Here is an 18663-nt window from a genome sequence, read left to right on the forward strand (position 1 = left end):
CAATTGGCTTACGTGTGATGAATCTTCACAAGAATAGACAGGTGATATTTCATGACGAAGCCGATTGTGCACGCTGTACCGTCTTTGGCCGTATCGGGTCCGCAAGCCGAGGTGCATTCCTTGCTGGACGCGCTTATCGCCAAAAGGCTCGAGGAAGTGGCGGAGATCGAGCAGATGGTTCAGCGCTACGAGCGACGGATCCAGAAGGAAGAGCAGGCCTATCGAACGATGTCGACGCTGCGCAAATTGCTGAGCGGCAAAAAGCCGGATCACCATGCCGCGGTCGAATACATCCACTACGTCAAAAAGCCGCTCGAGAAAGCCAGGAAGCTGCGCGAGGAGATCGCACGCTACGAGACGATGAAGCAGAACGGCGAATCTATCGAAGATTAAGACCATAATAATAATGAAGCTTTTCCGGGCGCCCGAGGGGCGCATGCGGAAAAGCTTCTTTGTCTGCCGTCAGGCGCGATGGATTCGCTCGGTCGTCTAAGCCGGCGGACTACTGCTCCGTCTTCAGCCGCTCGATGTCGAGGAAGTCGTGCTCCTGGCTGTACGCCGGCACGCCGTGAATGCCGACGTCCAGGCCGACGAGCTCTTCGTCGCGGGAGACGCGCACAGGGCGCCACATGTTGATCAGTTTGAGCGCGCCCCAGGTGAGCGCGAAGCCCCAGACGGCGACGACGGCGAGGCCGAGCGCCTGGACGCCCAGCAGCTTCCAGCCGCCGCCGTAGAACAGGCCGGCGTTCGCCGACAGGCTCGGCACGGCGAACAGCCCGACGGCAAGCGTGCCGATGCTGCCGCAAATGCCGTGCACGGCGAAGGCGCCTACCGGGTCGTCGACGCGGCGCCGTTCGAGCCATTCGGTCGCCAGCACCATCGCGATGCCGCTGAACGCGCCGATCAGGATGGCTGCGCCGTCCGATACGAAGGCGCAGCCCGCGGTGATGCCGACGAGACCGGCGAGCGCGCCGTTGATGACGGTAGGCGGATCCGCTTTTTGATAGCGCAAAATCGTAAATAGAATGCAAGCCGCGCTGCCTGCGGCGGAAGCGAGCATCGTCGTCACGGCGATGTGGCCGATGTTCGGATTCGTCGCGCTGAGCGTGCTCCCCGAATTGAAGCCGAACCAGCCGAACCAGAGGATGAAAGCGCCGACGGAGGCGAGCGGGAGGTTGGACGGCGGGACGATGTTGACGCGTCCGTCGTCGGCGAACCTGCCGATGCGCGGGCCCAGGAACAGGGCGGCAGCCAGCGCGGCGAAGCCGCCTAACGCATGGATCGCCGCGGAGCCGGCGAAGTCGACCATCCCGAGCTTGGCGAGCCAGCCGCCCGCGGACCAGATCCAGTGACCGGAGATCGGATAGATGAGCCCGGTCATGACGATCGTATAGACGATGTAGGCGCGGAAGTGGATGCGCTCGGCCACGGCGCCCGACACGATCGAAATGACGGCGATGACGAAGGCGCACTGGAACAGCCAAAAGGTGTCGGTCGAGATGTTCAAACTTAGATGAGACAAGTCGCCTTTCATGGCGAAGCCCGAGATGCCGATCCATCCGCCCGCGTCCTTGCCGTACATCAGCGCGAAGCCGACGACGTAGAACAGCAGGGCGCCGAACGAGATGTCGACGAAAACCTTCATAATGATGCTGACCGCGTTCTTCTGCCGGACGAAGCCGGCTTCGAGCAGCGCGAAGCCGCCTTCCATCAATAAAATCATCGCGGCGGTCAATACGACCCAGATCGTATCGACGCCGCTGGAGAGCGTCTCCAGCGTCATTTAACTTCCCCCCAGAACGATTCGATTTTTTTGTTGTATGCCGACAAAGTGAATAAAAATACGACCAAATTATATATTTAGAAGTCACATATGTCAACGAAACATGTGATGAAAAATGACATAGTCGTGCGGAATCGACAAGCGGCGTATTCGGGCTGGGAGCGACTCCGTCCCGAGACTGAGGCGAGGTTCCTTCCCGCGCCGCTATGGAAGCGTTGGTACATTCCTATATAATGAATGCATCGGAACCTATTCGCACAGAAAAACGGAGGAACCTCCTATGCAGCAGTCCGTGCTTCACCGCATTTTTTGGGGCTTTATCCTGATCGGAGGCGGCCTGGTTTTTCTGTTGAACCAGAGCGGGGTCATCGATCTCGACATCGGCTATTTGTTCTCGACCTTTTGGCCCGCGTTTATCATCTTGTTCGGCATCCAGGGGATGCTCATTCAACAAAGGAACAACTTTGGCTGGAATGCGATCGTCGTGCTGATCGGTCTGTTTTTCCTGGGGCGGAACCTGGGCTGGCTGCAATGGGAAATCGGCGACTTGATCCGGTTCGCGATTCCCGCAGCGCTCATCGTGGCCGGACTTAACATGGTGTTCAGAGGAAGCGGCTGCGGACGGACGAAGCGGAAGTGGGAGGAAGGCGGATGGAACGAGGTGACGCCGCCGCCCGCCCCGAAGCCGTTCGAGGTTCCGCTGCCGCCGCCCCCGCCTCCCCAGCCGTACGACAGCCCGAATGCTTTTGCCGAAGAGCCGGCTCGCGGGGAACCGCAAGCGGACGCGGGGCATACGGCGGACCCTGACGAAGGCCGCCCCCGTGATCGCGGCTGGGATCCGACCGACCGTCTGAGCCATCGTTTGGAACGGCGTCAGGAACGGCTGGACAGTTTCCATCAACGGATGCAGGAGCGCGTCGAACGGGTTCACGCCAAGCAGCGCGAGCGTCATGAGCGTCACAGCGCCAAGGCCCGGGAGCGTCATGACCGTCATGGACATTTCGATTATGAGGGCTACGAATCGGGCAGCGAGACCCACCGGATGTGGAAGGAATACCATCGGCCGCCCGGCCATTCGATGCGCGGCTCCCGAATCGACCACGCCCGGTTTATCGGCGACGTGCATATCGGACAGGAGATGTGGGAGCTTCAGCCGATGAGCATTTCCCATTTTATCGGCGACACGACGATCGATCTGACGCGGGCCCATATCCCGGTCGGCGAGACCCGAATTTACGTATCGGCATTCATCGGGGACGTCAAGGCGTACGTGCCGGGCGATCACAGCGTCGGCATCCGCGTCGTCTCGAGCTGCCTGATCGGGGACGTGAAGGTGCTGGAGCAGAAGCGCGGCGGCTTGTTCAATCAGATGTCCGCCGAGACGCCGGGATTCCAGGATACGGACAAACAAGTGGTGCTGATCGTCAGCTGCTTTATCGGCGACGTGCGCGTGACGAAGGTGGGTTAAGGCCGGATGCCGAAGCTGCTTAGAAATATCAAGTGGGAGTGGGCGTTCTACGCTGCGATCTCGGGCGCGGTCGTGATGGCGATCATCTACGGCCTGTGGCGGCCTCATATCAAGGCACTGCCGGGGGGCGCGGCCATATACAGACTGATCCCGCTTCTGATCGTCGTGCGGATCGTCGGCGCCTACTTCCGCGGCCGACGGTATCAGAGCCGGATCGATGCGCTTCAGGAGGCGCTCAAGCAATCGGCCGCCGGCAATTGGGAGGCGCGTCTTCCCGAGGAGCGCGCCGATGCCTTCGCAGGCGCATATCGCGAATTCAACCGGCTGCAGCAAGGTCTGGCCGAGCGGCTTCGTCTGCTGCAGCAGCTCGGCGAGAAGGAAGTGATGGGCAAAGCCGCCACCGTGGAAGAGGCTGTGCTCGAAGAGCGCAGGCGGCTGGCGCGGGATCTGCACGATACGGTGAGCCAGCAACTGTTCGCGATCCATATGAGCGCGTCCGCGCTGCCGGCGCTTCTGGACAAAAACCCGGAGCATGCCGGGCGCGTCATGCAGCAGCTCATCGAGATGTCCAAAGCCGCGCAGCGCCAAATGCGCGGCTTGATCGCGCAATTGCGGCCGCTGGAGCTGCAGGGCAGGACGCTGCCTGAGGCGCTCGACCGCTGGTTCCCGGACTATTGCCGGCAGAACGGCATGCAGGGGACGCTCGACGTGCGCGTATCCGCGGCCCTGCCGCCCGCGATGGAGCATCAGCTTTTCCTGATCATCCAGGAAGCGATGGCCAACGTCATGAAGCATTCGGGCGCGGACGAAGTCAGGCTCGTGCTCGGAGAGACGGACAGGCAGGTGCTGCTGTCGATCGACGACGACGGCGAAGGCTTCAGCGCCGACCAGGTCAAGGCCGGTTCTTACGGATTGACGACGATGCGCGAGCGCGCGATCCAGCTGGGCGGCGACGTCGAGATCGCGACCAAGCCCGGCGCCGGCACGCGCATCAAGGTCGGACTGCCCAAATTCGCGCAGGCGAACGAACGAGACGGAAGGGGTTAAGCATAAATGGGTGAAGGGAATGCGATTCAAAATCCATGCAGCGTGATGATCGTGGACGACCACGAGATGGTGAGAGCCGGCATAAGGACGTATCTGATGCTGGATGACCGGTTCGAAGTGATCGGGGGAGGCTTCGGGCGGGCAGGAAGCGATCGATCGGCTCGACGCGGGCGCCTTCGGCGGCCGCGTTCCCCAGCTTGTGCTGATGGATCTGATGATGCCCGGCATGGACGGTGTGTCGTCGACCCGCGCGCTGCTGGCTAAATACCCGCACGTGCGGATCATCATCCTGACGAGCTTTCTGGAGGACGACAAGATCGTGGCCGCGATCGAGGCGGGCGCCGTAAGCTACGTGCTCAAGACCGTATCGGCGGACGAGCTCGTGTACGCGATGCAGGGCGCGCTGCGCGGAATGCCTGTCATGAGCGGCGACGTCTCGCAGGCGCTCACGCGCGGCCTTCGCCGGCGGACGGCGCAGGACGAGGACGAGGGCTTGACGGAGCGGGAACGCGAGGTGCTGCTCCTTATCGCCGAAGGCAAGTCGAACAAGGAGATCGGGGACGAGCTGCATATCAGCATCAAGACGGTGAAGACCCACGTCAGCAACCTGCTCATGAAGTGCGAGCTGGAGGACCGGACGCAGTTGGCCATTTACGCGCATCGCAAGGGCTGGGTCAAGACGTAGGCGGAGCGTTTGATTCGGACGAGAGTTACAGATTCGGCGGAATAACGATGCGGCGCATTCTTATTTGTTGCGTGGCAGGCCGACTCGGCGGAATAACGATGCGGCGCATTCTTATTTGGAGCGTGGCAGGCCGACTCGGCGGAATAACGATGCGGCGCATTCTTATTTGTAGCGCGGCGGGCCGACTCGGCGGAATAACGATGCGGCGCATTCTTATTTGTAGCGTGGCGGGCTGATTCGGCGGAATAACGATGCGGCGCATTCTAAAACGGAGTCTGGCCGACCATTGTGACGGAATGGCGATGCTAGTGAGGTTTAGCGTACCGCCCGATCGGGCATTCTATGGCTAAAAAAGGCGGTATTCCCATGCAGCAGCTGTCTTCGCGACTCACCTCGACGCAGGTCGCCTACATTCAGGCACAGGAAGGCCTCGATGATCTCGGCTTTAATTTGGGCGGCAACTGGGATTACAAGAACGGCTCTCTCGACCGGGCGCTCGACAGGGAACATAAAGTATGGCTGCGCCTCCCCTTCGAGGTCGAACGCGGCGAGCTTGACGCGGAAGGGGAAAAGACGGATGCGATCATCCGGTTCGGTCAACCCTATGTCTTGAGGCACGAATACGAGGAAGGTTTGGATCAGGATGCGCAGCCCCGAACGCTCGGCGGCTTCTTCGACCAGTTCGCCGCGCCTTCGAATCCGGACGCCGCCATCGACGAATCATGGATCGGCGAAGCCAAGCGTATTTTGGAGCAGGCCGAAGAACGATTTTTAAACTAGCGGCGATTCGACGCTTAGCGCTAGACGCGCATATCGAACGGCAGCCCTCCGGCGACGCGGAGGGCGTTTCTATTTATAACTTTTTTAATATTGATTCAGTTCGCTTTAAGATTGTTTTAAGGTAAATAGGCGAAGATGTTAACAAGAAGAACAAACGACCGCAGGCGAGGCCGCGGCGACATGGGAGGAATCGGGCATGGACGATCAGAACAAGAAGCCGGAAGACAATCTCTTCGGGTTCCGATATAACGAACGCGAAGAGAACGGCGAGGCGGGAACGGCGAAGGGGCCGGAATATCGGTACTCGGACCAGGCGAATGCGCACGGGGATGGCCGCGGCGAAGCGACGACCGGCTCGGATACGCCGGAACCGGGATATACGCCGTCGCGGGAAGAAACCAGATTTACCTACGGGCCGTTCGGCTCGGACCGGGAACGCAGCGCTTCGTACGGCGCTGCCTACGATAGCGGCAGCGGCGCGGGCGAGCGTCCGTCGACGCCGGCGGTTCAGCCGGCCGATAGGGAGTACCGGCCGTTCACCGTATCGGGCAACGGACGGAATTGGGAGGCCTCGAAGCCGCCGCGCAGATCCTCGATCCGTTCGGTATTCGCTTCGTTCATGGCGGGCGTGGTCGTCGTCGGCGGTCTGATGTTCGCTGCCGACCGCGGCGACTGGTTCAGCACCAAGGCGGCGGCGCCGGCGTCGGCCTCGGTAGCGTCCGCGAGCGACAACGGCGGCGCGAAGACGGTCGCCAACATCACCGACACGGTCCGGCCGAACAACATCTCGAAAATTTTCGAGCAAGCGAGCCCGGCGGTCGTCAAGATCGAGACGTATGTCAAATCTTCGGGCCAAGGCGGCTCCGGCAACGGCTGGCTGGATGAAAATCCGCTGTTCCGGCAATTTTTCGGCGATGACTTCGGCGGCGGCTCCGGCGGAAACAACGGAAACGGCGGCGGCTCGGACGGCAGCGGCTCCCTGCAGGAGGAAGGCATGGGCTCGGGCTTCATTTTCGACGCCACGGGTTACATCCTGACCAATCAGCACGTCATCGCGGACGCCGACGAGATCAAGGTTACCGTTACCGGCCATCAAGAGCCTTATACGGCAAAGCTGCTCGGCTCCAGCTACGATCTGGACCTCGCGGTCCTGAAGATCGAAGGCACCGACTTCCCGACGCTTAAGCTTGGCGACTCCGGCGCTGCGAACATGGGCGACTGGGTCGTGGCGATCGGCAATCCGTACGGCTTCGACCACACGGTCACCGTCGGCGTGCTGAGCTCCAATGAGCGCGAGATCAGCATCCAGGATTCGGCGGGCACGCGCAATTACGAGCATCTGCTGCAAACCGACGCGTCGATCAACCCCGGCAACTCCGGCGGCCCGCTCATCAACCTGAACGGCGAAGTCATCGGCATCAACACCGCGGTCAGCTCGCAAGCGCAGGGCATCGGCTTCGCGATTCCGACGAGCACGATCACCGAAGTGCTGGATAGCCTGAAGTCCAACACGAAGATTCCGGCTAAGCCGACTCCGTTTATCGGCGCCACGCTCTCGGACATCAGCAGCTCCGCCGCTCGCCAGTTGGGTCTGTCGAATACGGACGGCTCGCTCGTCAACAGTATTCTTTACAACTCGCCGGCTTACAAGGCCGACCTTCGCCAATACGACGTCATCCTCGGCATGGACGGCAAGGCGTTCAAGACGAAGGAAGAGCTGATCGCCGCGATTCAGAAAAAAGCCGTAGGCGACAAGGCGGTGCTGAACGTCTTCCGCGACGGCAAGAAGATCGATCTGACGCTTACCATCGGCAACAAGAGCGATTTCGAGGATCAATCGACGCAGCAGCAACAGCAACAACCATAATTTTTCTGGTACAATAGCGTTAGCGGGGGGCAGTCGCTTATGACTGCCCCATTCTTATAGACGGAGGCGCGCATGAGACCGCATATTCTCGTAATCGACGACGATGACAAGATCACCTCGCTGCTCAGACGCAGCCTGGCATTCGAAGGCTATGAAGTTTCAACCGCATCGAACGGCCCCGCGGGCCTCGGCATCGTGGCGGACAAATCCGCGGACCTGGTCATTCTGGACGTCATGATGCCGGGGATCGACGGCTGGGAGGTGTGCCGCAGGCTCCGGACCGCGGGCATGAACGTGCCCGTGCTGATGCTGACGGCCAAGGACGACGTTCAGGACCGGGTGAAGGGACTGGATCTCGGGGCAGACGATTACCTCGTGAAGCCGTTCGCGCTCGAGGAGCTCATGGCGCGCGTGCGCGCGCTGATGCGCCGACGCCCGGAGTCTGCGGGAGAGAACAACCGGCTGCGCTTCGACGATCTGGTGCTCGACGTCGACGGACGGGAAGCGATCCGCGGCGACAACCGGATCGAGTTGACCGCCAAAGAGTTCGACCTGCTGCACCTGTTCATGCAAAACCCGAAGCGCGTTCTGTCGCGCGACCAGATCATGGACAAGATCTGGGGCTACGACTACAGCGGCGAGTCCAACGTGCTCGAGGTGTACGTGGCGATGCTGCGCCAAAAGCTGGAGGAATTCGGAGACAAGCGCCTCATTCAGACGGTGCGGGGAGCGGGCTATGTCCTGAAGGGAGACAGCTAAGGCATGTCGATCAGGCTTCGACTGACTTTGTGGTATTCGGGACTGCTGGCAGCCGCGCTCGTGGCTTTCGGTATCCTGATTTACGCGATCGTTTATCAGAACACGATGGGCAGCATCAAGACCAGGCTGATGAATGAGGCGGATAAAGTTTATGTCGGCTCGAGATTGAACTCGGCGGGCGATCTCAAAATTTTAATCCAGACTTCAAATTCGCTGGACGTGAGCATTGCGGCTCAGGCGATTAACTACACCAAAGACCCCGCCGGCCGTATTGATATGCAGACTTCCAACCTGGAGTCATTGGGAATCAAATTTTCTTATCCGGAATTCGACGGGATCAAAGAGGGCCGTTATCATTCGGAAACGTTGGCGGGAAACCCGTTCGTCATTTTCGAAAAGGCGCTTGTTCTTCCAAATAACGGCGCGGTAATCGGCCTTTTACAGGTCGGGGCGTATACCGGAAAAGAAATCGGCTATCTGTCGCAAATGCGCACCATCCTTTGGATCGCCGGTCTCGCCAGCCTTGTCCTCGCTTTCGTCATCGGCCTTTTCCTTGCGCGCAAGGCGCTGCGCCCGATCGAAATGGTCACGGAGGCGGCGGAGCGCGTGCAGAGCGGGTCCGATCTGAAGCTGCGCATTCCGGGCGAGAGCCAGGACGAGATCGGCCGGCTCACGCGGACGCTCAATCATATGCTGGAGCGTGTCGAGAAGGCATACAACGTGCTTGAGGAGTCCAATAACGCGCAGCGCAGATTCGTATCGGACGCATCGCACGAGCTGCGGACGCCGTTGACGACGATACGGGGCAATGTCGATTTGCTCGAAAAAGTGTGGTCGGAGACAAGCTTCGGCGCCGCGCAGGACGAGCAGGAAGGCGCGGTCGCCAAACCGAAGCTGTCCCTGGCGGAGCGGGAGGAGCTGTCCCGCGAAGCGCTGCACGACATCTCCGACGAAGCGCGGCGGATGAGCCGGCTTGTCAACGATCTGTTGTCGCTGGCGCGCGCGGACGCCGGCTATGTCGTAGACAAGGAGCCGATCGATCTGCTGCCGCTCGTCGAAGAAGTGTCGCGCAGGGCGGGCTTTTTGCCGCGCAAGGCGGAGTGGGTCGTCGGACCGTTTGACGCGCTCGCAGGCGTGCGGGTTGTCGGCAACCGGGATTACCTCATGCAGCTGCTGTTCATTTTTATCGAAAACGGCTTTAAGTACACGCCTGACGGCGAAGTCCGGCTGGAGGTGTACCGTCAGGAGGATCGCATAGGCTTGTCCGTCAGCGATACGGGCATCGGCATCGCCAAGGCGGACATGCCCCGCATCTTCGACCGCTTCTACCGCGCGGACGAATCCCGGGGGCAGACGGCGGGTACCGGACTCGGTCTCTCGATCGCCAAGTGGATCGCGGACATGCACCGCGCCTCCCTGGACGTTCAGTCCCGCCCCGAGGGCGGCAGCCGCTTTACCGTTTGGCTTCCCGTCGACTTTTCCGAACGCCCCGATTACGGTATAATAGAGGCATCGGTGCGCCCGGCTGTTCCCGATGCGGAACAAAGCTGACAGGTACGGGCGAGAAAGCGGGTTACGAAAATGGAGATCGTCAAAATTTCCCCTCGCGGATATTGCTACGGCGTGGTGGATGCCATGGTGCTTGCCCTTCAGACGGCGCGCAACCTGGATCTGCCGCGCCCCATTTATATTTTAGGGATGATCGTGCACAACAGTCATGTGACCGAATCGTTCAAGGACGAGGGCATCATTACGCTGGACGGCGCGAACCGTCTCGAGATTCTCGAAGGCGTGGAATCGGGTACCGTCATCTTTACGGCGCACGGCGTCTCGCCCGAAGTCCGCGCAAGGGCCAAGGAAAAAGGACTCACCATCGTGGACGCCACCTGTCCCGACGTCACGAAGACGCATGATCTGATTCGGGAGAAGGTCGAAGAGGGCTACGATATCGTCTATATCGGCAAAAAAGGCCATCCCGAGCCGGAAGGCGCCATCGGGATTGCGCCGGACCGCGTCCATCTGATCGAAAACGAATCGGATATTGCGGAACTTCGACTTGCGGGCGACCGTATTATAATTACGAATCAGACGACGATGTCGCAATGGGATATCCGACATCTCATCTCGAAGCTGCTCGAGACGTTTCCCCGGGCCGAGGTCCACAACGAGATTTGCCTGGCGACGCAAGTTCGTCAGGAAGCCGTCGCCGAGCAAGCGAAGAACGCGCAGCTCTGCATCGTGGTGGGCGATCCCCGGAGCAACAATTCGAATCGGCTCGCCCAAGTATCGGAAGAGATCTCCGGCGTGAAGGCATACCGCGTCTCGGACGTCACCGAGATCAAGCGCGAATGGCTCGAAGGCATCGAACGCGTCGCCGTCACGTCCGGCGCGTCTACGCCGACGCCGTTGACCAAGGAAGTCATCCAGTATTTGGAACGATTCGATCACAAAGACCCTTCGACCTGGGAGATTCGCCGCACCGTCAACATGAGCAAGCTGCTGCCGACGGTTAGAGAAAAAACAACCATTTGAGCCTTTCTTGGCTGGAGTGGCGCCGCAGGCCGCAAGAAAGGAGCGCCATGCAACAACGTCTTCGCAAGTTCGTCCGTTATTTGAAGCTGCAGTACGTCAAGCTGCTTCGCGCCAAGGGCGGCGCCTATTCGATCGCGATGGGCTTCGCGATCGGGCTGTTCGTCGAGATGTTTAACCTGCCGACGTACGGAACCTCGTTCGTGCTGATCTTTCCGCTCATTTACCTGCTTCGGGGCAATCTGCCTTCGGCGCTGGTCGGATTCGTGTTCGGCAAGCTGATCTACATTCCGATGTCCGTCCTGAACAAGATGGTGGCGGACGCAGTCATGCCCGCGCATTTCGCGGTGAACTTTTCGTTTCTGCCGGAGAAGATCAATCATTTCCTGTTGTTCAACCTCAAGATGATCGTCGGGGGGATGATCGACGGACTTGCGCTCGGCGTTTTGTTTTTCTTCCCGATCTGGTACAGCGTCCAGGCGTTCAAGCGCAAACGGAGAGAAAAGCGCCGCGCGAGAAAGATCGTCATCGAAGCGAACAAGCCGGCGATGGAGTGACGCGGAATTACACGGAAAATCGCAGATTGACGAAGGCCCCGGGATTGACACCCGGGGTTTTATCGTCTATATTTACTTTAGTGCTTAAAAGCGTATAAGCGTCGAAGCGAACAAGCGCGAAAGTGAGTAGACGATAACTAATTTAAAATCCGGGAGCGTGTCCTTATGATCGTCATTACAACGCCGCATATCTCCGAAGAACGTATCTTGGAGATTGCCGAATATATTCAAAAGAGCGGCGTACAGCCTCATATCTCGCGGGGCACGGACCGTACCGTCATCGGCATCATCGGCAAGGCCGAGCCTTCGCTCGCCGAGCATATCCGCTCGATGCACGGCGTCGAGAACGTCATCAAGATCTCCAAGTCCTACAAGCTGGCAAGCAGGGACTTCCACCCGGACGACACGATCATCGAAGTGAAGGGCGTGAAGATCGGCGGCGACAATCTGGTCGTCATGGGCGGCCCGTGCGCGGTTGAGACGCCGGAGCAGATCGACGAGATCGCACGTCTGGTCAAGGCGGCTGGCGGCCAAGTGCTGCGGGGCGGCGCATTTAAGCCGCGTACGGGTCCTTACAGCTTCCAGGGGATTGGCGTTGAAGGCCTGAAGTGGATGAAGGAGGCCGGCGAGAAATACGGCCTGCTCACCATTACGGAGGTTATGGCGCCGGAGTTCGTCGACATTTGCGCCGAATACGCGGACATCATGCAGGTCGGTACGCGCAACATGCAGAACTTCGACCTGCTTCGCAAGCTCGGCACGATTCAGAATCCGGTCCTCCTGAAGCGCGGCTTCAGCGCGACGTACGACGAATGGTTGAACGCGGCGGAGTACATTCTGGCGGGCGGCAATCCAAACGTCATGCTGTGCGAACGCGGCATCCGCACCTTCGAGACGTACACGCGCAACACGTTCGACCTGGCCGCGATCCCGGTCATTCAGCAGCTGTCGCATCTGCCGGTCATCGCCGACCCGAGCCATGCCACGGGCCGTCGCGAGCTCGTAGAGACGATGACGAAGGCGTCCGTCGCCGCAGGGGCGAACGGCCTCATCATCGAGATGCATACCGATCCGGACAACTCGGCGACAGGTGACGGCGTACAATCGCTTTTCCCGGACCAGTTCGCCAACTTGCTCAAGGAGCTCGAGCAGCTCTCGCCGCTGCTCGGCAAGCGTTTCGACACCGCCAAGGAGTCGGCCGAAGCGTTCGCGACCTGGAAGAAATAACAGACTCAGATGAACATTGGATAGCTTGCCGCAAAGGTGAGTTGAAGGAAACCTGTTAGTTAATTGGCCAATCGTAGAAAAAAAGAAAAGAACCTCGCCCTCCGCGATATCGCGGAGGGCGAGGTTCTCTTTTCATACAAATCGCGGTAGCCGACGCTTATGGACGCTTCATTTCCGCATGCGGGACCAACTTCCCGAAAACCGCGTACCTGGCATCGCTAAACTCGTAAGAGCAGGTAATGAGTGCAACGATTCGATCGTCTGCCCGTACCGTCACGTTGCTTCGAAAAGTTGACGCGTTCTTCAACGTTTCAATATAGGCCAGATAATCATCATCGTCGTCGAAGTCCCGCCGGAGAAACTCGATCGACCCGTTGGCGATCATGCCGGCGAACAATTCGATTGTATAGTCGCCGTCCGGCGTATACAGCTCCATGACAGGATGAGCGTCGTAATAGGACTGCTTCTTATACTTCGCAAGCGAAGCGAACATAGAGCCGTTCTTCATGTAATGTCCGTATATAATCGTGACGGCTCTCGAGAAATCGCCCGGCGTCCGATAATCGACGAACGGACTGCCCATGCTGTTCGCTTTGCCCGTGAACAAGTGATTGAGGTAATAGCTGTTATCCTTCCCCCTGCACGACCGGATAATCGATGACGCTGTCCTGTGCCTTAATCCAGGCTACGACGTCCGGGTTCACGCGAGCCAGCGCGGCAAAATCCACATCCTGCCCCGACCAAGGGGCGGGCGCAGGATTCTCAACCGAGAGGGGGTCCGGCTTCAAAGAAAGCCCAGAGGAGGGAGTCGTCTCCTTGAGTCTTCTAACCTGTTCGTAGGCGTTGTCGCCGCGCGCATACTCCCGATTGGCCGATATAAGCACGTATGCGGAACCGACCATCCCCCCCGATGCACAGCCATATGGAAAGGCGCCAAGCCCATCGCGCTCTGCTCGTTCGCGCCATCTTTCTATTGACGCTTCCCTGTCTTGCTTCTTCTCCGTGCAGCGTTATTCGCGTAGATCAGAACGACCAAGGCAGCCCCGAAGAAGATCAACCCGATTTGACCTGCTTGCTTGTGGCTATTGTCGCCTGTCTTCGGCGTACCGCTGCCGGCGCCTTGTTGACTTCCGTTGTCTGCGGAGCCAGAATTGCCGTCAGTGCCGCCGTTACCGCTGTCTGTATCGGTCGAACCGCCCGACGGACTGTCGGTAGATCCGCCCGAAGGCGTGTCGGTAGATCCTCCGGAGGAGCCATTGCCACCATTGTGGCTATTGTCGCCGTCGTCGCCTCCATTATCGCCGCCGTCGCCTCCATTGCCAGGCTGTTCGGGCTCCTGAGACTCCTTGTTGTTCACGAAATCTGCGATCTGCGTCGCATCTACTTGGATGGTACCGGTCGATCCCGTGCTGGTCGTTACGTAACCGTCCGCTGCATAATCTTCCTCGCTGACCGTATAACTCGTTCCTGCCGGCAGTCCGGCAATCGTAACGCTCTGTCCGTGAGCCAGCGTTAACGTTCCGCCGCTCTGAATCGTTCCGTTGCCTCCGCTGCCGGAATATTCATACGTGGCGTTTGTGCCGTCAAGAACGACCTTGAAGTTGAACTTCTTCCCGCGGTCCCCGGCATTGCCCGTTACCGTCTTGTTGATCGTCAGACTGCCTTGACTCGGGGCGTACCACACATTCTTGGTATTGACGAACTCGCTGGATTGCTCCTGGCCTCCGACAATCGCGCCCGTATCTCCCGTCTTCGTCGTGACGTAACCGTCTGCTGCGTAGCTGGCTTCAGTTACGGTATATGTCGTGTTTTTGGCAAGACCTTCAATCGTAATGCTCTGTCCGTCAGACAGCAAGATCGTATCTCCGCTCTTGATCGTACCGTCACCCGCGCCGCCCGAACCGGAGTAGTTGTATACGCCCGGTGCGCTCAAGGTAACCGTGAATTCGAATTTTTTAGTTTTATCGCCTGCATTGCCCGTCACCGTCTTGCTAATCTTCAGACTGCCGAACCAATCGTCTCTCGCGTTAACGAAATCGGCTGATTGGAAATCGTTCGTTACGATCGTGCCAGTGTCGCCCGTCTTGGTCGTTACATAGCCGATCGCGGCGTAATCATTCTCGACGACAGAATACGTTGTGCTTGCGGGCAGTCCCGAAATCGTGATGCTCTGTCCGCCAGCGAGGGCGATCTTGCCTCCGCTCGTGATCGTGCCGTTCGCGGCGCCGCCAGAACCGGTGTAATTGTACACGCCCGGCGAGCTCAAGGTGACGGTGAAATCGAATAACTGAGCCAAGTCTCCGTCATTGCCCGTTACCGTCTTGCTGATGATCAGGTTGCCGGGCTTATCCTTCGTGTTCACGAATACCGCGGTCTGCGTCTGATCGGCTGCAATGACGCCTTCAGCACCGACGCTTGCCGTCTTGTATCCATCATTGGCATAGTTCGTTTCTGTAACCTTATAGGTTGCGTCTGCAGGCAAGCCCGCGATGATAATCCCTTGTCCGTGGGCGAGGGAGACCGTGCCTCCGCTTGCGATCGTACCGCTCGCTGCGCCGCCTGTACCGGTGTAGTTGTAAACGCCTGGCGCCCCGGTAAAGTTAACGGCGAAATCGAAATGCTTGGTTAAGTCGCCGTCGTTTCCGGCAACGGTTTTGGAGATGACGAGTTTGCCTGTCGTATTGTTCATATAATTCGCTACGGTCAGCTCATTGACGCCTGATCCGGTTTTGCCGTCGATGGTAGTCACCACTGTCGAGCCCGAGGTATCCACATGGACCGTATGGTCGATGCCTTCCAACGTATAGCCGCCGGAAGGTGCGGCCGTCTCGCGGAGCACATAATCTCCATTCGGAATAGCCTTCATTTTCAACTTGCCGTTAGCGCCGCTGATTGCCTTGCGAATGACCGTGCTGCCATCCATCGCGAACAACGTGAACTCGGCGCCTGGAAGCGGAGCCGACGTCAATCCGTCGGTCTTCGTCACTTCCAGCCAGCCGCCGCGCATCAACGTTGCGGAGCTGTCCGCGCTGCTGATCGCATAATTGATCTGTTGTTCGGATGCGCCGGCGTTGCCGGCCGTCAGCGACGCGTGGTTCACGACGCCCCCCATCTCGCCGGTAATATCCGTCAAGTAATTCAAACGATAAGCTTTGCTATGGTCCGGGATCTTGAACAGCAGCTCCCTGGTCGCGTTGTTGTAGAATAGATTCGTACCCAGGACAAGCGGAACATCGCTGCCGTCGGCAAGCGTCCCGTTCGGCTGCAACGTCAGCTCTTTGGCGGTAATGTAGCTGTCGCCATTGCCGTCGTTCAGCAGCAACTTGCCCATGGCATCCGTACGCAGATCAAGTCCGAGCGGGAGCGTATCTGCGATGGATTCGCCGGTCGTCCCCAACTCGTTAGGATTGTACACGACTGACCAATTCAGCGTGCCGCTCGTCGGGCCGGTGTAGGATTTCTTCAGAATTTCGCTTTTGATCGACACTTGCTGCGATCGAGAAGCTCCCGGTGACCAATGAGATGCTTGAAGATTCAAGTTGTTGGTGATCGGCGTCGTCTTGTTGCCGTCGAAGTACCCGTCAAGCGTAGCGCCCGTCGGCCTGGCCTTGACCAGAATGACGTAAGGCTTGTCCAATTGCGCGAACGCAAAGGTTGCTTGCCCCGCAGTGTTGAAGTCGGCCGTCAGTCCGGATACGCTAGCTTCCGGCGTCGTGCTGGCTGCAGCCACGGATGACGAACTTGAACCCGTATTTCCTTCAAATATCAGATATTCCTCGCCTGGGACGATGTCGGTGAACACCCAACCAGCCGGCAACGTATCCGTAACCGTGGCGGTCCCGATCACGTCGTTCGCTTCATTGCTCGCCACCTTCGCGGTGTTGAAATCCAGGCCGTCCGCGTTGACGCTAAGTCGGAAGATAACCGACTTGTCCACGTAATCGAACCCTTCCGCTGCGTTCGTCGTGCGCTGGGTATTGACCCCCCGCGGCCGGGTCGGCCAGCGCCTCGCGCTTCAGCAGCTCCTTCGCCAGCGTGCGACTGTCGTAGGTCACGGAGCCTGTCGCTTCTCGCAGCTTGTTCGTATTGGTGAACAATGAAGCGGTATTGTCTACATTCTTGCTGGCATTCCCAGCGTAAACGTCAGGGTTCACGATGAGGGTCTTGAACTGAATCGTATTCGGCGCAGCTGTCGATAGACCGGTTACTTCGATCAGATCGGCAACCCGCTCGCCATTATCCAAAATCGGTATAACGTTCAACGTTCCTGACGTAGTCGTGCCGCTGCTTGCAACATATTGCAAGCCCGTACGCTTGGTGACCTTCGCTGCGGTGATGCCCGCCGGCCAACCCGTCGTACCGGATAGATTGGTGGCCGGGTCGTATACGAGCAAGTCGTATACGCGCATGTCGGCAATGGCCTGATTTTTCGCATCGGCCTTGATCGTCCACGTAATCTCGCGGGTGGTTTTATTCAGTGAGCCCGATTTGGTCAGCGCATCGTAACCGATGCCGACGCCGACGTTGCCCGTGTTCAGCGTTACGCCGCCCGGCTTGTTGTCCCAATCGAGGGTCGCAGCGTTGTTGAACGTTGTTTTGCTTACTGTCGTGCCGGTGTCGCTCACCTTGCTCGTAATGACGAGCTGAACCATCGTGCTAGTCGTTCCGGAGAGCGTGTACTTTCCGTCCGACGGTTCGGAGCCGACAACGCTCCCCGGCGTCCAGACTGTGCCGTCCGTAGACGTCTGCCATTGCGCCGAGACGAAGTCCAGCCCGCTCGGCAGCACGTCCGTGATCGTCAGATTGTCCAACGAAGCTTGTGCCTTGTTCGCCGTGATCGTCCATGCAATGAACTGATCCGCAGGATCATAAGTGGCTTCGCTGTCCGGATTATGATTGGCCGCCCCCGTCTTCTCGATCCACTTCGGCGTCGTAAAGCTTGCCGTTCCGGACCCGCTTTGAACGAGAACGTTGTCTTTGAGCAACTGGGCGGTATTGCTTACCGATTGATTGCTGTTGTTGACGTAATACTTGTTATCCGGAATCGTCGTGCTGAACTTGATTTCCTGCGGACCTGAGGAGGGATCTGGGAATATATACGCAATCACGCTACCCGTCTCGACAGGCGTGACGGCAACGCCGCCTACCGTGAACGATCCCGGAACGTATGTCCCCACGTTGCTCAGATCATCGCTGAATTCATAATCCTTCAGATCGACCGAAGTCGCGCCCTTGGTTGCGGAGAGCGTAACGGTCCAATCGATCTTATTATGGGCGAGATCGGCAACGCCGGACTTCGCCACATTGTAAACGACTGGAGCAGGAGGGACGACAACGGTATAGTTCTTGCCAAGAATCGTTACCGTATGGGTACCTTCGTCGCCTGCGCTTCCGGAGTCGTCATATCGAAGTTGTGCGGAAAACTTGCCGCTTACGGTGTTATAACCGCCGTTTTCGTCGAAAATATCGCTATCTCCATCAAACAGGATATCGGCATTCACCGATCCGGCAGTCGAATCAAGCGTCGCGGTTCCGATACTCTTGCCGCTAGTGTGTGTTAGTGACAGAGACGTTCCCGACATAAGAATGAAACCTTGACTTAACTCAAAGCTAGCAGTGTCGCCAAGCTCAACAACCGTTGGCGGGGTAGGGTCATCCCCTGCAACCGGCACTCGAAAGGACACTTCGACACTAAGCGTATCCCCGTTGCCGAGGTTGATCGTGTCGCCTGGCTCAATAACCGTGCTTCCCTGTTTAACGACTGCCGTCACATCCGTAAGCGCGCTTGACTTATCTACGCCGTCTGCCCATACGCTCAACCTGCCGATCGGCAATACGGTGCTGACCAGAATGGCAAATGCCATCAGCCAGATCCCCGCTCTGTACTTCATAAATTCATTTCCTCCTAATTCGACGCTGCAATGTGCTCGTCAATGATATGGTTTATACCTAACTCTTGCT

Annotated in this window: 15 protein-coding genes and 1 pseudogene; 11 read left to right on the plus strand and 5 right to left on the minus strand. The window is 58.6% G+C overall.

Annotated features, from left to right (window positions below; genetic code table 11):
* Positions 1-51: 51 nt before the first annotated feature.
* The gene (locus OMP40_RS04720) at positions 52-393 is read left to right on the plus strand and encodes a hypothetical protein (protein WP_277529569.1); all 342 of its coding nucleotides are present in this window, start codon (positions 52-54) and stop codon (positions 391-393) included.
* A 109-nt stretch (positions 394-502) separates the two neighbouring features.
* Here the strand turns inward: OMP40_RS04720 and OMP40_RS04725 are convergent, their stop codons facing one another.
* On the minus strand, positions 503-1783 hold the full coding sequence (locus tag OMP40_RS04725) for an ammonium transporter (RefSeq protein WP_277529573.1): 1281 nt from the start codon (positions 1781-1783) through the stop codon (positions 503-505).
* Between the two features lie 280 nt (positions 1784-2063).
* Between OMP40_RS04725 and liaF the strand changes: the two genes are divergently transcribed.
* The 10 genes and pseudogenes from liaF to aroF all read left to right on the plus strand — a co-directional run bounded on the left by liaF (position 2064) and on the right by aroF (position 12702).
* Complete coding sequence (liaF, locus tag OMP40_RS04730) at positions 2064-3251, plus strand: cell wall-active antibiotics response protein LiaF (RefSeq protein ID WP_277529575.1); 1188 nt, start codon at positions 2064-2066, stop codon at positions 3249-3251.
* 6 nt (positions 3252-3257) lie between these two features.
* Positions 3258-4298 carry a sensor histidine kinase gene (locus OMP40_RS04735; RefSeq protein ID WP_277529577.1) on the plus strand — a complete coding sequence of 347 codons (1041 nt, stop codon included), beginning with the start codon at positions 3258-3260 and terminating at the stop codon, positions 4296-4298.
* Between the two features lie 6 nt (positions 4299-4304).
* Positions 4305-4983: pseudogene (locus tag OMP40_RS04740) on the plus strand (response regulator).
* A 366-nt stretch (positions 4984-5349) separates the two neighbouring features.
* Positions 5350-5763 carry a YugN family protein gene (locus OMP40_RS04745; RefSeq protein ID WP_277529580.1) on the plus strand — a complete coding sequence of 138 codons (414 nt, stop codon included), beginning with the start codon at positions 5350-5352 and terminating at the stop codon, positions 5761-5763.
* Between the two features lie 196 nt (positions 5764-5959).
* On the plus strand, positions 5960-7630 hold the full coding sequence (locus OMP40_RS04750) for a S1C family serine protease (RefSeq protein ID WP_277529582.1): 1671 nt from the start codon (positions 5960-5962) through the stop codon (positions 7628-7630).
* A 72-nt stretch (positions 7631-7702) separates the two neighbouring features.
* Positions 7703-8389: a response regulator transcription factor gene (locus OMP40_RS04755; RefSeq protein ID WP_277529584.1), complete on the plus strand. Its 687-nt coding sequence runs from the start codon at positions 7703-7705 to the stop codon at positions 8387-8389.
* Positions 8390-8392: 3 nt separating this feature from the next.
* A complete protein-coding gene (locus OMP40_RS04760; protein WP_277529585.1) occupies positions 8393-9940 on the plus strand; it encodes a sensor histidine kinase in 1548 nt (515 codons plus the stop codon).
* A gap of 30 nt (positions 9941-9970) precedes the next feature.
* Positions 9971-10921 carry a 4-hydroxy-3-methylbut-2-enyl diphosphate reductase gene (locus tag OMP40_RS04765; protein WP_277529587.1) on the plus strand — a complete coding sequence of 317 codons (951 nt, stop codon included), beginning with the start codon at positions 9971-9973 and terminating at the stop codon, positions 10919-10921.
* Between the two features lie 47 nt (positions 10922-10968).
* On the plus strand, positions 10969-11475 hold the full coding sequence (locus tag OMP40_RS04770) for a DUF2062 domain-containing protein (RefSeq protein WP_277529588.1): 507 nt from the start codon (positions 10969-10971) through the stop codon (positions 11473-11475).
* 165 nt (positions 11476-11640) lie between these two features.
* The gene (gene aroF / locus OMP40_RS04775; RefSeq protein WP_277529590.1) at positions 11641-12702 is read left to right on the plus strand and encodes a 3-deoxy-7-phosphoheptulonate synthase; all 1062 of its coding nucleotides are present in this window, start codon (positions 11641-11643) and stop codon (positions 12700-12702) included.
* Between the two features lie 157 nt (positions 12703-12859).
* Here aroF and OMP40_RS04780 read toward each other — a convergent pair whose 3' ends face one another.
* The 4 genes from OMP40_RS04780 to OMP40_RS04795 all read right to left on the minus strand — a co-directional run bounded on the left by OMP40_RS04780 (position 12860) and on the right by OMP40_RS04795 (position 18593).
* The gene (locus OMP40_RS04780; RefSeq protein ID WP_277529592.1) at positions 12860-13309 is read right to left on the minus strand and encodes a class B sortase; all 450 of its coding nucleotides are present in this window, start codon (positions 13307-13309) and stop codon (positions 12860-12862) included.
* A gap of 19 nt (positions 13310-13328) precedes the next feature.
* Positions 13329-13604 carry a sortase family protein gene (locus tag OMP40_RS04785; RefSeq protein WP_277529594.1) on the minus strand — a complete coding sequence of 92 codons (276 nt, stop codon included), beginning with the start codon at positions 13602-13604 and terminating at the stop codon, positions 13329-13331.
* A 68-nt stretch (positions 13605-13672) separates the two neighbouring features.
* Positions 13673-16639, minus strand: coding sequence for a DUF7601 domain-containing protein (locus tag OMP40_RS04790; RefSeq protein WP_277529596.1), 2967 nt, complete (start codon positions 16637-16639; stop codon positions 13673-13675).
* Positions 16611-18593 carry a collagen binding domain-containing protein gene (locus OMP40_RS04795; protein ID WP_277529597.1) on the minus strand — a complete coding sequence of 661 codons (1983 nt, stop codon included), beginning with the start codon at positions 18591-18593 and terminating at the stop codon, positions 16611-16613. Before OMP40_RS04795 ends, OMP40_RS04790 begins: the two co-directional genes overlap by 29 nt.
* Positions 18594-18663 lie beyond the last annotated feature (70 nt).

Source organism: Cohnella rhizosphaerae, from assembly GCF_029525575.1.
GTDB classification, from domain to species: Bacteria; Bacillota; Bacilli; order Paenibacillales; family Paenibacillaceae; genus Cohnella; species Cohnella rhizosphaerae.

Coding starts and splice junctions, on each gene's coding strand:
- OMP40_RS04745 (WP_277529580.1), top strand. CDS start 5,350: ATGCAGCAGCTGTCTTCGCGACTCACCTCGACGCAGGTCGCCTACATT.
- aroF (WP_277529590.1), top strand. CDS start 11,641: ATGATCGTCATTACAACGCCGCATATCTCCGAAGAACGTATCTTGGAG.
- OMP40_RS04750 (WP_277529582.1), top strand. CDS start 5,960: ATGGACGATCAGAACAAGAAGCCGGAAGACAATCTCTTCGGGTTCCGA.
- OMP40_RS04785 (WP_277529594.1), bottom strand. CDS start 13,604: ATGGTCGGTTCCGCATACGTGCTTATATCGGCCAATCGGGAGTATGCG.
- OMP40_RS04795 (WP_277529597.1), bottom strand. CDS start 18,593: ATGAAGTACAGAGCGGGGATCTGGCTGATGGCATTTGCCATTCTGGTC.
- OMP40_RS04765 (WP_277529587.1), top strand. CDS start 9,971: ATGGAGATCGTCAAAATTTCCCCTCGCGGATATTGCTACGGCGTGGTG.
- OMP40_RS04735 (WP_277529577.1), top strand. CDS start 3,258: ATGCCGAAGCTGCTTAGAAATATCAAGTGGGAGTGGGCGTTCTACGCT.
- liaF (WP_277529575.1), top strand. CDS start 2,064: ATGCAGCAGTCCGTGCTTCACCGCATTTTTTGGGGCTTTATCCTGATC.
- OMP40_RS04720 (WP_277529569.1), top strand. CDS start 52: ATGACGAAGCCGATTGTGCACGCTGTACCGTCTTTGGCCGTATCGGGT.
- OMP40_RS04755 (WP_277529584.1), top strand. CDS start 7,703: ATGAGACCGCATATTCTCGTAATCGACGACGATGACAAGATCACCTCG.
- OMP40_RS04770 (WP_277529588.1), top strand. CDS start 10,969: ATGCAACAACGTCTTCGCAAGTTCGTCCGTTATTTGAAGCTGCAGTAC.
- OMP40_RS04760 (WP_277529585.1), top strand. CDS start 8,393: ATGTCGATCAGGCTTCGACTGACTTTGTGGTATTCGGGACTGCTGGCA.
- OMP40_RS04725 (WP_277529573.1), bottom strand. CDS start 1,783: ATGACGCTGGAGACGCTCTCCAGCGGCGTCGATACGATCTGGGTCGTA.